Here is a 15,874-nt window from a genome sequence, read left to right on the forward strand (position 1 = left end):
ACTCCACCTGAAGCCCCCCAGTCCAAGGAGCAGTGAATGCGCAGAGCCTTGGCGATCGTCGCCTTGCTCCCGTTACTCAACATTCCGGCGGCCCACGCCGACGAACCCGCCGACCGGCAGCAGGCCTTCGCCGCGGCGGCCAAGGAGTTCCAGGTGCCGGCGAGCGTGCTGCTCGGCGTCTCGTACCTGGAGTCGCGCTGGGACGCCAACACCGGCCGGCCCAGCAGCGACGCCGGATTCGGCCCCATGCACCTGACGGACGCCGCCGCCTACACCGGCTCCAACCACCATGAGGAGGGCGAGGAGGACCCGCGCGGCGACGACAGCCGGCCCCTTCCCCCGCGCGAGGAGGCTCCGCCGGCCCCGGCCGAGATCCCCGAGTCGCTGCGGACCATGGAGAAGGCCGCCGAGCTGACCGGCGAGACCCACGAGAAGCTGCGCACCGACCCGGCCGCCAACATCCGCGGCGGCGCGGCGCTGCTGGCCTCCTACCAGAAGGCGCTCGGGGCCCCGCTCAGCGACGACCCGGCCCAGTGGTACGGCGCGGTCGCCCGTTACTCGGGCGCGGAGGAGAAGGAAGCCGCCCAGTTCTTCGCCGACGAGGTCTACACCACGATCAAGCAGGGCGCCGAGCGCACCACCGACGACGGCCAGCAGGTCAGGCTGACCGGCGTACCCGGGCTCGGGGCGATCAAGGAGTGGCTGGACAAGCTCGGGCTCAAGCCCCCGCGCCGCGACGGCGTCGAGTGCCCGTCCACGATCTCCTGTGAGTGGATCCCGGCCAAGCAGGCCGAACTGCCCAACGGCAACTACGGCAACTTCGACACCTCGAACCGGCCCTTCAACCAGAAGGTCGACTACATCATCATCCACGACATGGAGGGGTACTGGCGGCCCTCCATCGACCTGCTGCTGAACCCGGCCCGCGCGGCCAGCTGGCACTACTCGCTGCGCTCCAACGACGGGCACATCGCCCAGCACATCAAGACCAAGGACGTCGGCTGGCAGGCCGGAAACTGGTACGTCAACGCCAAGTCCATCGGCCTGGAGCACGAGGGCTTCCTCGCCGAGCGCGGCTCCTGGTACACCGAGGCCATGTACCGCACCTCCGCCAAACTGGTCCGGTACCTCGCGCTCAGGCACGGCGTCCCGCTCGACCGCGCGCACATCCTCGGCCACGACAACGTCCCCGGCACCCTGCCGACGACCGTGCGCGGCATGCACGAGGACCCCGGGCCCTTCTGGGACTGGGACCGCTACTTCAAGCTGCTCGGCGCGCCGTTCCACCCCTTCGGCGGCCCGAACGCGGGCACGGTCATGATCAAGCCGGACTTCGCCACCAACAAGCCGTACTTCTACGGCTGCGACCGCAAGCAGCCCGAGCTCGACTGCCCGCCCACCAGCGCCGCCACCGTCTGGCTGCGCAAGGAACCGCGCCCCGACGGCCCGCTCGTGGACGACATCGGCAAGCGTGGCGCGGGAAGGTCCATCTACAGCGTCTACGACCACAGCGCCCGCGCCGTCACCGGACAGCGCTATGCCGTCGCCGATCGCCAGGGCGAGTGGACCGCCATCTGGTACCTCGGGCAGAAGGCCTGGTTCCACAACCCCGCCTCGGCCCCGACCGCGATCCCGTCCATGGGGCTCGTCGTCACCCCCAAGAAGGGCCTCGCGACCGTCCCCGTGTACGGCAGGGCCTACCCGGAGCAGGAGGCCTACCCGGCCGACATCCCGTACCAGCCGATCACACCGCTGATGTACACGTTCTCCGCGGGCGAGAAGTACAGCTTCGGCGGCGCCCGGTTCGGCGAGTACTACCGCGCGGTCACCATCGACCCGTCCACCCACAAGGTGGTACGCGGCAAGACGCTCTACTACCAGATCCAGTTCGGGCATCGCGTGATGTTCGTCAAGGCCAGTGACGTGACCCTGTCCTGGGCCTGATCACCGGGCGGGGCGGCCGGGCCGCCCCGCCTCTCACCTGCTCCCGACCAGGACGGGATAGTCGGTGTAGCCGCGGTGGTCGCCGCCGTAGAACGTGGCCGGGTCGGCCAGGTTGTACGGCCCGCCCGCCTTGATCCGGGCCGGAAGGTCGGGGTTGGCCAGCCAGTACGCCCCGAGCGTGACGGCGTCGGCCAGCCCCTCGCGCAGCGCGGCGGCCGCCTGCTCGGGAGTGCCCGACTGGGCGCCCGGCTCGGCCTTCGGGTTCAGGATCAGCGTCCCCGGCCACGTGGCCCTGATGACCTTGGTCAGTTCCCTGTCCCACTCCATGATGTGCAGGTAGGCCAGGCCGTACCGGGAAAGGGCGCGCGCCAGCGCCGGGTAGAGCTCGTCGGAGTCCCGCTCCCTGATGCCGTTGCTGGGGTTGCGCGGGGAGATGCGGAAGCCGACCCGCTCCGGCCCGATGGCGTCGCCGACCGCCTGCGCGACCTCGACGGCCAGGCGGATGCGGTTGTCCACGCTGCCGCCGTAGGCGTCGGTGCGGGCGTTGGCGCTGCCGCACAGGAACTGGTGGATGAGGTAGCCGTTGGCCCCGTGCAGCTCGACCCCGTCGAACCCGGCGGCGAGGGCGTTCCCGGCCGCGGCGACGAAGTCGTCCACGGTGGCGGCGATGTCGGCGAGCGTCATCTCCTTGGGCGCCGGGTGCTCCAGCAGGCCCTCGGGGGTATAGAGCCGCTCACCCGACGCGATGGCCGACGGGCCGTGCGGCAGCGCGCCGTCGGGGTAGAGCCACGGGTGCCCGACCCGGCCGGAGTGCATCAGCTGGGCGAACATCCGGCCGCCGCGGGCGTGCACGGCGTCGGTGACCTTGCGCCAGCCCGCGATCTGCTCCTCGGAGTGCAGCCCGGGAGTGTCGATGTAGCCCTGGCCGATCACCGAGGGCTGCGTACCCTCCGAGATGATCAATCCGGCGGCGGCGCGCTGGGCGTAGTACTCGACGGCCAGCTCGGTCGGCACCGCGCCCTCGGCGGCACGGCTGCGGGTCATCGGGGACATGAAGAGCCGGTTGGGCAGTTCCAGTCTTCCCACGGTCACCGGCTCGAACAACTCGTTCATCACAACCTCTTCCTGCGTCAACGGGGCTGGCCACGAAGGTACGAGCGGCGGAATCACCGACGAATCCGTACGGTTTACTGGTCCGTGTACTTAGGAGGACGCGTGCTCTACGGCAGGACCACCGAGCAGGCCGGGCTCGCGGATCTCATCGCGCGGGCACGCGACGGACGCAGCGGCGCGCTGGTGATCCGCGGCGAGCCCGGCATCGGCAAGACCGCGCTCCTCGCCTGGGCGGAACGGCAGGCGGCCGGGGTCCGCGTGCTGCGCGTGACCGGGATCGAGCAGGAGGCCGACCTGGCGCTGGCCGGGCTGGCCCGCCTGGTGTGGCCGGTACGCGAACGCCTCGACCGGCTGCCGGACCCGCAGGCGGACGTGCTGAAGGCCGTGCTCAACGGCGGCGGCGCGCCGTCCTCCGACCGGTTCCTGACCGGGCTGGCGACCCTGAGCCTGCTGGCCGACCTGGCCGAGGACGAGCCGCTGCTGTGCCTGGTGGACGACGCCCAGTGGCTCGACCAGGCCAGTGCGGAGGCGCTGCTGTTCGCGGCCAGGCGCCTGGCCGCCGAGGGCGTGGCCCTGGTGTTCGCCACACGGGAGGACGGCTTCGCCGCCGCGGGACTGGCCGAGGTGCGGCCCTCCCGGCTCGACGCGGCCAGCGCGGCCGGGCTGCTCACCGAGCACGGCCTGGCCGCCGCGATGCGCCGGCACGTGATCGACGAGTCGGCGGGCAACCCGCTGGCGCTGATCGAGTTCGCCGCCGCCCAGCGCGACAGGCCGGCCGCATCGGTCCACCTGCACGTGGCCGACCGGGTGCTCGGCTCCTTCCGCGCCCAGATCGTGAACCTGCCGGAGCGTACGCGGCGCATGATGCTCATCGCCGCCGCCGAGGGACGCGGCGACCTGCCGATGCTGGTGAACGCCGGAAAGGTCCTGGGCGTCGGCCTCGATGACCTGGAGGCGGCCGAGCGGGCCGGGCTGGTGCAGGTGATCGACGACACGCTCGCCTTCCGGCACCCGCTGATCGCCACCGCCGCCTACCAGGGCGCGCCGATGGCCCGCCGGGTCGAGGTCCACCGCGCGCTGGCCCAGGCGAGCGTCACCGCCGACTGCCGCGTCCACCACCTGTCGGCCGCCACCACCGCGCCCGACGAGGACGTCGCCGCCGAGGTGGCCGACGCCGCCGGACGGGCGCTCGGGCGCGGCGCGTACTCCGCCGCCGTACGCCTCTACCGCCAGGCCGCCCGCCTGTCCCCCGGCGACGCAGCCCAGGTCGCGCACCTGGGCCACGCCGCCGGCGCCGCGCTCAGCGCCGGGCATCCCGCCCAGGCGGCCGAGCTGTCCGAGCAGGCAGAGGAGCTGGCCAGGACCGCGCACGGGTCTGGGCTGGCCGAGCTGGCCCAGGTGCGCGCGGCCGCGTTGTTCGAGCTGGGTGAGCGGGGGCGGGCCGTACACCTGCTGATGGAGCGGGCCGGGCAGGCCGAGACGGACCGCGCGGCCGAGATGCTGCGCGCGGGCGCGACGTACGCGTGGTTCTCGTGCGAGTCCGCCGCGGTGCGCACCGCCGCCGCGAGCCTGCACGAGATCGGCCGGCCCGACCCCATGGTGTACGGGCTGGCGCGGCTCATGGACGAGGACTACGCCGGCGGGCTGCCGCAGCTGGCCGGGTTCCTCGCCGAGCCGGAGGCGGGCAGGACCGCCGAGGCCATGTACACCGGCGTGATCGTCGGCGACGACGCCGCCACGCTGGCGCTGGCCGCCGCCGAGGTCGCCCGCTGCCGTGAGCGCGGCCTCGTGGGCGCGCTTCCCGAGGCGCTGCGGGTGCTCGCCCAGACGCAGGTACGCGCCGGGCTGCACCGCGAGGCCGAGATGGCCGTGGCCGAGGCGGCGGAGATCGTCAGGGACACCGGGCTGCCCCAGGACCTGCCCTGGCTGAAGGCCGTGCCCGCGCGCATCGCCGCCATCGAGGGCGACGCCGGCACCTGCCGTGAGCTCACCGCCCAGGCGCCCGACGAGGAACACGCCGGCACCGCCATCACCCTCAGCCTCCTCGACCTGGGCCTGGGCGACTACGAGTCGGCCCTGTCCCGCGTGGAGACCGCCTGGCGCGGGCCGGGCGCGAACGGCCTCGACCTCATCACCGCCGCCGCCGACCAGGTCGAGGCCGCGGTACGGCTCGGCCGCCCCGACCGCGCCCAGGCCCCGTTGCGCCGCTTCACCGCCTGGGCCGAGGCCACCGGCCAGCCCTGGGCCCTGGCAGTGGCCGCCAGAAGCCAAGCCCTGACCACCGACCCCACCCTCCCCACCTCCCCAGCAACCCCGCCCACCTCCGGGGTGACCACCTCCGAGATCGCCACCTCAGGGGTGGCCGGATCAGGGATGACCGGATCGGGGACGACCGACTCCGGACCCGGAGCGGGGTCCGGAGGCGGGGCGAGAGACGGCGCGGGAGCCGGACCCGGGAAGGGTGTCGGGTCTGGGGACCGGGAGGGTGCCGGGGCCCCTGGGGAGGTGGGTGCCGGGTCTGGGGTTGAGGAGTTGTTCTTGCGGGCCGTACAGCTGCATCGGGAAGGGCCGGGGCGGCCGTTCGAGCGGGCGCGGACCGAGTTGCTCTACGGCGAGTGGCTGCGGCGGGCCAGGCGGCGCAGCGACGCCCGCACGCCCCTCCGCTCCGCACTGGAGATCTTCGAGCGGCTCCGCGCCACCCCCTGGGCCGAGCGGGCCCGCGCCGAACTCCGGGCGACCGGCGACAGCGTCCCGGTGGCCGAGGCGACCGCGGCCAACCCGCGCGACCGGCTGACCGCCCAAGAGCTCCAGGTGGTACGGCTGGCCGCCGAGGGCCACAGCAGCCGGGAGATCGCCGCCCTGCTGTTCCTGAGCAAGCGCACGGTGGAGCACCACCTGTACAAGGCCTATCCGAAGCTGGGCGTCGGCAACCGCCGCGAGCTGGCCCGCCTCGACCTCACCGGCGCCGGCTAACGCTTCTTGACGAACTCCGCGACCGCCTGCCGGGTGCTCTGCAACGCCTCCTGCGAGGAGTCGAACGTGCGCTGGGCCACGCCCACGAACACGCAGTCGACCATGACGAGCTGGCTGATGCGGCTGGCCATGGCGGCGGGGCGGAACTCGGTCTCCCGCCCGGCGGAGATCAGCACGTGCTCGGCCAGCTCGGCGATGGACGAGCGCGGGTTGTTGGTGATCGCGACCGTGGTGGCCCCGGCCTCGCCCGCCCGTCCCAGCGGCTCCAGCACGTCGGGCGTCTCCCCCGAGGTGCTGATGCCGATCGCCACGTCGCCGGGCTTGAGCAGCACGGCACTGGTCAGCGCGAGGTGGGCGTCCTGGAAGGCGTGGCTGGACATGCCGATGCGCAGCAGCTTCTGCGCCATGTCCATGGCCACCAGGCCGGAGGCGCCGACCCCGTAGGCGTCCACCCGGCGGGCGCCGACGATCGCGTCGACGACCAGGCCCAGCCGCTCGGAGGTCAGCTGCGCCACGGTGTCGTTGATCGCCTCGGACTCGGCCCTGGCGACCTTGTGGATGACCTCCGACAGCGGATCGTCGGGGGCCAGGTCGCCGGGCACCAGCCGGTCCGGCTGGGCCGCGGCGGCGGCCAGAGCCAGGCGCAGCTGCGGGTAACCGGCGAACCCGAGCAGCCGGGCGGTCCGCACGATCGTGGCCTCGCTGGTGCCGGAAGCGGCCGACAGCTCGGTGATCGTGCTGCGCGCCACGGTCGCGGGATCCTCCAGGATCAGCCGGGCCACGGTCTGGGCGGCGGGCGTCAGGGACGGCAGCACACCTCGGACCGTGGCCACCAGGGTGTCGGCACGCATGCCGTCGCGACTGTCGTCCACAAAAACGATTATGGGGCCAATGTCAGCGCAGTGTGCCGTTCGTCATACCCGCGGGTTCCTCGGGTACGGCGATGAGCCCGAGCTCGGCCCGCGCCACCGCCAGCGGATGCGAGGGCACCACGCGGACGGTGTAGCCGAAGGCGCCGGTGTTGTCGAGCGGGATCGTGCCCGTGTAGTGGGCGCGGCCGTCGTCGCCGGGGTGCCCGTCGAGCGTGAGCTCCAGGTAGCCGGGGTGGATCAGCTCGTCGTGCGGGCCGACCCTGCCGTAGGCCGCCTCCACCATGACATCGGAGGGGTCGAGGTCGCCCAGCGCGATCGTGGCGCGCAGTTCCAGGGCGGCGCCCACCTCGGGCGTGTCGCCGACGCCCGACGCCTCCACGTGCTCGACCCGTACCCCCGGCCAGGCCCGTGTCACCCGCAGCCGCCAGGCGGCGAACGACTTGGCGGGGGCGTACCCGTCGGCGGACAGGGCGCGGGCCGAGGCGGCGGCGGGCGCGTAGAGGCCGACCACGTAGTCGCGCAGCATGCGGCCGGCCAGCACCTTCGGGCCCAGCGAGGCGAGCGTGTGCTTGACCATCTCCAGCCAGCGCCTGGGCAGGCCCTCGGGCGAGCGGTCGTAGAAGCGGTCGGCGACCTGGTGCTCGATGAGGTCGTAGAGGCCGGCGGCCTCCAGTTCGTCGCGGCGGTCGGGGTCGGTGACGCCGTCGGCGGTGGGGATGGCCCAGCCGTTGGTGCCGTCGTACCACTCGTCCCACCAGCCGTCGCGGATCGACAGGTTGAGCCCGCCGTTCAGCGCCGACTTCATGCCCGAGGTGCCGCTGGCCTCCAGCGGGCGCAGCGGGTTGTTCAGCCAGACGTCGCAGCCCTGGACGAGCAGCTGGCCGAGTGCCATGTCGTAGTCGGGCAGGAAGACGATGCGGTGGCGTACGTCCTCGGAATCGGCGAAGGTCACGATCTGCTGGATGAGCTTCTTGCCGCCCTCGTCGGCCGGGTGGGCCTTGCCCGCGATGAGGATCTGCACGGGCTTGTCCGGGTCGAGCAGCAGGGTCTTCAGCCGCTCGATGTCGGAGAGCATGAGCGTCAGCCGCTTGTAGGACGGCACGCGGCGGGCGAAGCCGATGGTCAGCACGTCGGGGTCGAGCGCCTCGTCGATCCAGCCGAGCTCGGCGTCGGAGGAGCCGCGGGCCCGCCAGGAGGCGCGCAGCCGTTCGCGGGCGCCCTCGACCAGGCGGCGGCGCAGGATGCCGCGGATCGACCAGATCTCGGAGTCCGGGATCTTCTGTACGCCCTCCCAGCCCTGTGCCCGCTCGATCAGGGCGGGCAGCTCGCGGCCGGCCAGTTCCATGAGCTCGCGGCCCACCCAGGTCGGCGCGTGCACGCCGTTGGTGATCGAGCCGATCGGGATCTCGTCGAGGTCGAAGCCCGGCCACAGGGTGTGGAACATCTCCCTGCTGACCTCGCCGTGCAGCTCGGAGACGCCGTTGACCCGCTGGGCCAGCCGCATGCCCATGATCGCCATGTTGAAGCGGTCGGGTTCGGCCTCCTCGCCGAGCGCCAGGATGCGGTCGACCGGGACCGTGGGCCAGGCGTTGTCGCCGCCGAACTGCCGCTCGATCATCTCGACGGGGAAGCGGTCGATGCCCGCGGGGACCGGGGTGTGGGTGGTGAAGACGGTGCCGGCGCGTACCGCCTCCAGGGCCTCGTCGAAGCTCAGCCGGGCCTCGGTCAGCTCGCGGATGCGCTCCAGGCCGAGGAATCCGGCGTGGCCCTCGTTGGTGTGGAAGACCTCGGGCTCGGGGTGGCCGGTGCTCTCGCAGTAGGCGCGGATGGCGCGTACGCCGCCGATGCCGAGCAGGAGTTCCTGCATGAGGCGGTGGTCGGTGCCGCCGCCGTAGAGGCGGTCGGTGACGTCGCGGGCGGCGGCGTCGTTCTCGGCCACGTCGGAGTCGAGCAGCAGCAGCGGAACCCGGCCCACCTGGGCGGCCCAGACCTGGGCGTGCAGGGTGCGGCCGCCGGGCAGGCCGACGCGGACGTGTACGTCCTTGAGCAGGGTCAGCGGCAGGCCGCCCGGGTCGAGTGAGGGGTAGTGCTCCAGCTGCCAGCCCTCGGGGGACAGCGACTGGGTGAAGTAGCCGTGGCGGTAGAGCAGGCCGACGGCCAGGATGGGCACGCCCAGGTCGCTGGCGGCCTTCAGGTGGTCGCCGGCCAGGATGCCGAGGCCGCCGGAGTACTGGGGCAGGGCGGCGGCTATGCCGTACTCGGGAGAAAAGTAGGCGACGGCGCTCGGCGCGTCGGAGAGCGTCTGGTACCACCGAGGCGCGGTCATGTACTCGCGCAGGTCGTCGGCGGCGTCGGCGAGACGACGCAGGAAACGGCGGTCGGCGGCCAGCTCGCGCAGTCTGGCGGGGTCGACGGCGCCCAGCAGGGCGACGGGATCGTGCCCGACCTGACGCCACAGCTCTGGGTCGACCTCTGCGAACAGGTCCGTCGTCTCCGGGTGCCATGACCAGCGGAGATTGTGGACGAGCTCGCCGAGTGCGGCCAGCTCCGCGGGCAGGACGGTGCGGACGGTGAACCTGCGGATAGCTCTCACGTTGGGAACCCTAGGGCGTCGAAGGGGCTTGCACGAGGTGATCGGGACCTCTGAGTCCCTCACCATGCGCATACCCCTTCAAACCCCCTTCCGACCAGAAGCATGAAGCGGGACTATTGGGGCAACTCCCCCATATGGCCGTCCCAGGGACACACTTGGGTGGCTTCCGCCGCCTCCCGCATCGAGATGCAAGGATCGTTCCTGCCACGTATCTGCTCTACGCGGACCGAGCCATGAGAACGGAAGCGATGATCGGACGAATTCCCATCACGGACATCCAGCCTGTCGTCGGATGCGGGCAGTGGCCCGCGAAGTCGGTAGCTGGTGAAACCTTCGAGATCTCCGCCACCGTGTTCCGTGAGGGACACGACGCCGTGGCGGCCGGGGTCGTGCTCACCTCGCCCGACGGCCGGCGCGGGCGGCTGAGACCCATGCTCGAACAGGGCAAGGGGACCGATCGCTGGGCGGTGCCCGTCACCTTGGCCGACGAGGGCGACTGGCAGTTCCGCGTGGAGGCGTGGAGCGACCCGATCGCCACGTGGCTGCACGACGCGGGGATCAAGATCCCGCGCGGGATGGACAGCGACCTGATGTGCGAGGAGGGCGCGCGCCTGTTCGAGCGCGCCGCCCGCGCCGTACGGCCGGCCGACTGTCCCCACCCACTACGCCCCGCCCGCACCACCGCTACCACAGCTACCACCGCCACCACCACCGCCCCCACCAGCCCTGCCACGGCCGACGACACGCCGGCGGACGCGCCCGGCGAGAGCCCGTGCGGGCACCGGGTGGCGTTGCTGTCGGTCTCGGCGACCCTGCGCGACGAGGACCTCGACCCCCGGGCGCGGCTGTCGATCGCCCAGTTGCCGGACACGGCCGCGCTCCTGGCCGCCCACCCGCTGCGCGACCTGGTGACGCGGTCCAAGCAGCAACGGATCAGGGTGGAGCGGCGCCGGGCCCTGTACGGCTCGTGGTACGAGTTCTTCCCCCGCTCCGAGGGCGCGATCGTGGACGCCGCCGGCATCAGCAAGTCCGGAAATTTCCAGACCGCTGCCAAGCGCCTGCCCGCCGTCGCCCGCATGGGCTTCGACGTCGTCTACCTGCCCCCGATCCACCCGATCGGCCACGCCTACCGCAAGGGCCGCAACAACACGCTCACCCCCGAGCCCGACGACCCGGGCTCCCCCTGGGCCATCGGCTCCGAGGACGGCGGCCACGACGCGATCCACCCCGACCTCGGCACCATCGAGGACTTCGACGAGTTCGTCGGACGCACCCGCGAGCTGGGGATGGAGGTGGCGCTCGACTTCGCGCTGCAGTGCGCCCCCGACCACCCGTGGGTCAAGGAGCACCCGGAGTGGTTCACGATCCGGGCGGACGGCACGATCGCGTACGCGGAGAACCCGCCCAAGAAGTACCAGGACATCTACCCGCTCAACTTCGACAGGGACCCCGAGGGCATCTACACCGAGGTCAAGCGGGTGCTGCGGCACTGGATGGACCACGGGGTGCGGATCTTCCGGGTGGACAACCCGCACACCAAGCCGGTGGCGTTCTGGGAGCGGCTGCTGGCCGACATCCACACGACCGATCCCGACGTGGTCTTCCTGGCCGAGGCGTTCACCAGGCCGCCCATGCTCCAGACACTGGCGAAGATCGGGTACCACCAGTCGTACACGTACTTCACCTGGAAGAACTCCAAGCAGGACGTGGAGAGCTACCTGTCGGAGCTGTCCGGCGAGACCTCGCACTATCTGCGGCCGAACCTGTTCGTGAACACTCCGGACATCCTGCACGAGTACCTGCAGCACGGGGGCGTGCCCGCGTTCAAGATCCGCGCCGTCCTCGCCGCGCTGTGCTCGCCCACGTGGGGTGTCTACTCGGGGTACGAACTCGCTGAGAACATCCCAGTACGGCCAGGCAGCGAGGAATACCTAGATAGCGAGAAATATCAGTACAGACCACGCGATTGGGTGGCAGCAGAGCGAGAAGGCCGCAGTCTCGCCCCCTTCATCACCCATCTGAATTTGTTCCGAAGAGCTCACCCAGCACTTCAGGAATTGCGTAACCTACAGTTCCACAGGGTTGACCACCCGGACATGGTCTGCTTCTCCAAGCGGCTCCCCGGCGCCTACGACACGAGCCTTCGCGACATGGCCACACGATGGCAGAGTTTGGGCGACGTCGTTCTGGCGGTCATCAACCTGGATCCGCACAACACCCATGAGGCGACGGTCGAACTCGACCTGCCCGCCCTCGGACTCGACTGGAACGCCGAGTTCGTCGTGGACGACGAGCTCACAGGTGAGTCGTACCGGTGGCGGCAGCAGAACTACGTGCGCCTCGACCCCCATATCCACCCGGCGCACATCTTCACCGTGCGAGCGGCTCACAGGTAACGAAGCCTTTCGGGGAGTCCAACTTGTCAGACACCGTGAACTCCGCTGCCATCCCCAACACCTTCGACGAGGAAAAGCCCCGCGACCCCCACTGGTACAAACGCGCGGTCTTCTACGAGGTGCTCATCCGGGGTTTCGCCGACTCCAACGGAGACGGTACCGGCGACATCAAGGGCCTCATCCAGCGCCTTGACTACCTTCAGTGGCTGGGTGTCGACTGTCTGTGGCTGTTGCCCTTGTACGAGTCGCCGCTGCGCGACGGCGGCTACGACATCGCCGACTTCATGAAGATCCTCCCGGAGTTCGGGGACCTCGGGGACTTCGTGAAGCTGGTCGACGAGGCGCACAAGCGCGGCATGCGGGTCGTCGCCGACCTGGTGATGAACCACACCAGCGACGCCCACCCCTGGTTCCAGGCCTCCCGGCACGACCCCGAGGGCCCGTTCGGCGACTTCTACGTCTGGAACGACAACGATGAGAAGTACCAGGACGCCCGGATCATCTTCATCGACACCGAGACGTCCAACTGGACCTACGACCCCGTGCGCGGCCAGTACTACTGGCACCGCTTCTTCCACCACCAGCCGGACCTCAACTATGAGAACCCGGCCGTGCAGGAGGCGATGCTGGAGGTCCTGAGGTTCTGGCTCGACCTCGGCATCGACGGGTTCCGCATGGACGCCATCCCCTACCTGTTCGAGGAGGACGGCACCAACTGCGAGAACCTGCCGAAGACCCACGCCTACCTCAAGCGGGTGCGGGCCGAGGTCGACCGCCTCTACCCCGACCGCGTCCTGCTGGCCGAGGCCAACCAGTGGCCGTCGGACGTCGTGGAGTACTTCGGCGACCCGGTGGGCGGCGGCGACGAGTGCCACATGGCCTTCCACTTCCCGCTGATGCCGCGCATCTTCATGGCGGTACGACGGGAGTCGCGCTACCCGATCTCCGAGATCCTGGCCCAGACGCCGAAGATCCCGGAGAACTGCCAGTGGGGCATCTTCCTCCGCAACCACGACGAGCTGACGCTCGAGATGGTCACGGACGAGGAACGCGACTACATGTACTCCGAGTACGCCAAGGACCCGCGCATGCGCGCCAACGTCGGCATCCGGCGGCGCCTGGCACCGCTGCTGGAGAACGACCGCAACCAGATCGAGCTGTTCACGGCGTTGCTGCTGTCACTGCCCGGCTCGCCCGTGTTGTACTACGGCGACGAGATCGGCATGGGGGACAACATCTGGCTCGGCGACCGCGACGGCGTGCGCACCCCGATGCAGTGGGACCCCGACCGCAACGCGGGATTCTCCGACTGCGACCCGGGGCGGCTCTACCTGCCGGTCATCATGGACCCGATCTACGGCTACCAGGCCATCAACGTCGAGGCCCAGCAGAAGAACGGCGGCTCGCTGCTGCACTGGACCAAGCGCATGATCGAGATCCGCAAGCGGCACCCGGTCTTCGGCCTGGGCGAGTTCATCGAGCTGAACTCCTCCAACCCGAGCGTGCTGGCCTTCGTGCGCGAACTGGGCGACGACCGCATGTTGTGCGTCAACAACCTCTCGCGCTTCCCCCAGCCGGTCGAGCTCGACCTGCGCAGATTCACCGGCGTCTCACCGGTCGAGACCATGGGCGGGGTACCTTTCCCACCGATTGGCGAACTTCCGTATCTTTTGACGCTTCCTGGGCATGGGTTCTACTGGTTCACTCTCCCACCGGCCAGAGCCCAGGAGGAGTAAGACGTGCTGGAGCAGCTCCTTGCCGCATGGCTTCCACAGCAGCGCTGGTTCGGCGGCAAGGGGCGCCCGATCGACTCGGTGTCGGTCGACTCGGACGTCGAGCTGGAGCCCGGACTCCAGCACGTGATCTTCGCGGTCTGGCAGGACGGCTCCCGCGAGCGCTACCAGCTCCTGCTCGGCATCCGTGACGAACTACCGGAAAGGCTGTCGCACGCCCTGATCGGCGTCATCGGCGAGCAGTACCACTACGACGCGGCCCACGACGCCGACCGCACCGGCTGGCTGCTGGACGGCATGGCCCGCGACGCCTCCACCGGCGGCCTGCGCCTGCGCCACATCCCCGGCGTCGCCGTCGACACCTCACCGCGCAGCCTCGTGCTGGGCGCCGAACAGTCCAACACCTCTCTGGTGTACGGCGACGCGTACATCTGCAAGCTCTTCCGGCGGCTCATCCCCGGCGTGAACCCGGAGCTGGAGATCGTCCGGGCCCTGGCGGCCAGGAACGCGCCGCACATCGCGCAGCCGTACGGGTGGATCGAAGGGGAGCTCGACGGGACCGCGACCACGTTCGCGATCATGCAGGAGTTTCTCTCCACCGCCAACGACGGCTGGGACCTGGCCCTCGCCAGCGTCCGCGACCTGTACGCCATGCCCGAGCCCGTGGCCGAGTCCGGTGAGCGTGTGCTGGCCGCGGAGGCGGGCGGCGACTTCGCCGCCGAGGCGGAACGGCTGGGCGCCGCCACCGCGCGCATCCACGGGGAACTGGCCGCCGCGTTCCCGACCTCGACCGTGGAGCCGCACGAGATCAAGCGCATGGCCGAGGACTTCCGCCGCCGCCTGGGCCGGGCCATCGCCGAGGTGCCGGTGCTGCGTGAGCACGCCGGGCCGATCGAGGCCGCCTTCCAGGACCTGGACGAGGTGGCCGTCGAGGTGCCCATCCAGCGTGTGCACGGCGACTACCACCTCGGCCAGGTCATGCGCACGACCACCGAGTGGATCATCCTGGACTTCGAGGGCGAGCCCGGCCAGCCGCTGGGCGAGCGCACGGCCCTGTCCTCGCCGCTGCGGGACGTGGCAGGGATGCTGCGCTCCTTCGACTACGCCGCCCGCCACCTGCTGGCCGGCCACCCCGAGGCGGACCGCCTGGAGCCCCGGGCGGCCGACTGGTCCGCGCACAACCGGGCGGCGTTCCTGACCGGCTACCGGAGCGGCGGCGGCAACCTGGACACGGCCCAGGTGCCGCTGCTGCGCGCCTTCGAGCTGGGCAAGGCCGTCTACGAGGTGGTCTACGAGGCGCGTAACCGCCCCTCCTGGATCTCCATCCCGCTGGCCGCCTTCGGCTAACGGCCGGGGTGCAGTTCCTCGACGAGGCTCTGCAGGCCGTCGTCCGGGTGCCCGTCGGCGACCCGCTTGTCCACCAGGTGCTTCAACGGGGCCAGCAGGTTGCCTTCGATGCCCTGCTCACGCATGGCCAGCGCGATGCTGTCGAGGCCGACCTGGTTCACGCCCAGGTTGGCCACGTCCGTACCCCATTGCCCGGCGTCGACCTCCTCCGCCCAGCGGTGCGCCAGTTCGCCCATCGCGCGCAACCACGGCACCAGCAGCGTCGAGGCGAAGTCGCCCACCGGCAGCCCGGCCGAGCGCACCAGCGCGAACGCCTGCGTGATGCCCGCGATCTGCCCGTACATGCCGGTCAGCATGGCCATGTCCAGCAGCGGCGCGAGCCCCGGGTCCGCGTCCACGAACCGCGCCTCGGCGAGCTGCCCCAGCGGCTCGGCGAAGCGGTCGAACACCTCCCTGGAGCCGCTGTAAAGGATCAGCGCGCCGGGCGCGCCGATCATCTGGGGAACCGCCATCACGCCGCCGTCGAGGTAGTCGGCGCCGCGCGCTCCGGCCCAATCCGAGGTACGGCGGGCCTCCTCGGGCCGCCCACTGGTCAGGTTGACCAGCGTCACACCCCGCAGATCCGTCTCCCCGAGCAGCCCGTGGACGGTGTCGTAGTCGAGGACGCACACGATCACCAGCGCCCCGGGCCGCACCGCCTCCGCGAGGTTCCCGGCGCGCTTGGCACCCATCGCGACCAGGGGTTCCGTCTTACTGTCGGTGCGGTTCCATACGGTTACCTCATGCCCGGCCTTGAGCAGGGTCTCGGCGAGTGCGGTGCCCATGAGGCCCAGGCCGACGATCGAAATCTCAGTCATGGCTCCAGCGTGCTGGCGTGGGGTTATGGTCGGCTTCTGAGCGAGT

The 15,874-nt window shown here is 70.9% G+C and carries 9 protein-coding genes; 5 read left to right on the forward strand and 4 right to left on the reverse strand.

The window, feature by feature from the left end:
- The first annotated feature begins 36 nt into the window (after window positions 1-36).
- Entirely contained in the window at window positions 37-1,944 is a 1,908-nt protein-coding gene (locus tag ACFWYW_RS18860; protein WP_379612082.1) for an N-acetylmuramoyl-L-alanine amidase, read from the forward strand.
- A 33-nt stretch (window positions 1,945-1,977) separates the two neighbouring features.
- Here the strand turns inward: ACFWYW_RS18860 and ACFWYW_RS18865 are convergent, their stop codons facing one another.
- Window positions 1,978-3,057 carry an alkene reductase gene (locus ACFWYW_RS18865; protein WP_379638311.1) on the reverse strand — a complete coding sequence of 360 codons (1,080 nt, stop codon included), beginning with the start codon at window positions 3,055-3,057 and terminating at the stop codon, window positions 1,978-1,980.
- Between the two features lie 102 nt (window positions 3,058-3,159).
- On the opposite strand from ACFWYW_RS18865, the gene ACFWYW_RS18870 reads away from it, so the two are divergent.
- Window positions 3,160-6,030, forward strand: coding sequence for an AAA family ATPase (locus ACFWYW_RS18870; RefSeq protein WP_379612083.1), 2,871 nt, complete (start codon window positions 3,160-3,162; stop codon window positions 6,028-6,030).
- Here the strand turns inward: ACFWYW_RS18870 and ACFWYW_RS18875 are convergent.
- Window positions 6,027-6,902: a MurR/RpiR family transcriptional regulator gene (locus ACFWYW_RS18875; RefSeq protein ID WP_312896764.1), complete on the reverse strand. Its 876-nt coding sequence runs from the start codon at window positions 6,900-6,902 to the stop codon at window positions 6,027-6,029. The two genes, ACFWYW_RS18870 and ACFWYW_RS18875, sit on opposite strands and share 4 nt — an antisense overlap.
- Before the next feature lie 22 nt (window positions 6,903-6,924).
- On the reverse strand, window positions 6,925-9,495 hold the full coding sequence (gene glgP, locus ACFWYW_RS18880; protein WP_379612085.1) for an alpha-glucan family phosphorylase: 2,571 nt from the start codon (window positions 9,493-9,495) through the stop codon (window positions 6,925-6,927).
- 248 nt (window positions 9,496-9,743) lie between these two features.
- Between glgP and ACFWYW_RS18885 the strand changes: the two genes are divergently transcribed.
- Genes ACFWYW_RS18885 through ACFWYW_RS18895 form a run of 3 tightly spaced genes read left to right on the forward strand, consistent with a single transcriptional unit; the run spans window position 9,744 to window position 14,971 of the window.
- Entirely contained in the window at window positions 9,744-11,891 is a 2,148-nt protein-coding gene (locus tag ACFWYW_RS18885; RefSeq protein WP_379612086.1) for an alpha-1,4-glucan--maltose-1-phosphate maltosyltransferase, read from the forward strand.
- Between the two features lie 23 nt (window positions 11,892-11,914).
- A complete protein-coding gene (treS, locus tag ACFWYW_RS18890) occupies window positions 11,915-13,627 on the forward strand; it encodes a maltose alpha-D-glucosyltransferase (protein ID WP_379612088.1) in 1,713 nt (570 codons plus the stop codon).
- Window positions 13,628-13,630: 3 nt separating this feature from the next.
- Window positions 13,631-14,971 (forward strand): phosphotransferase, encoded by a 1,341-nt coding sequence (locus ACFWYW_RS18895; RefSeq protein ID WP_379612089.1) that lies wholly within the window; start codon window positions 13,631-13,633, stop codon window positions 14,969-14,971.
- Here the strand turns inward: ACFWYW_RS18895 and ACFWYW_RS18900 are convergent.
- Window positions 14,968-15,828, reverse strand: a complete 861-nt coding sequence (locus ACFWYW_RS18900) for an NAD(P)-dependent oxidoreductase (protein WP_379612090.1) — start codon at window positions 15,826-15,828, stop codon at window positions 14,968-14,970. The genes ACFWYW_RS18895 and ACFWYW_RS18900 overlap by 4 nt on opposite strands.
- Window positions 15,829-15,874: the final 46 nt, after the last annotated feature.

Source organism: Nonomuraea sp. NPDC059023, assembly GCF_042740095.1.
In the GTDB taxonomy this organism is placed as follows: Bacteria; Actinomycetota; Actinomycetes; order Streptosporangiales; family Streptosporangiaceae; genus Nonomuraea.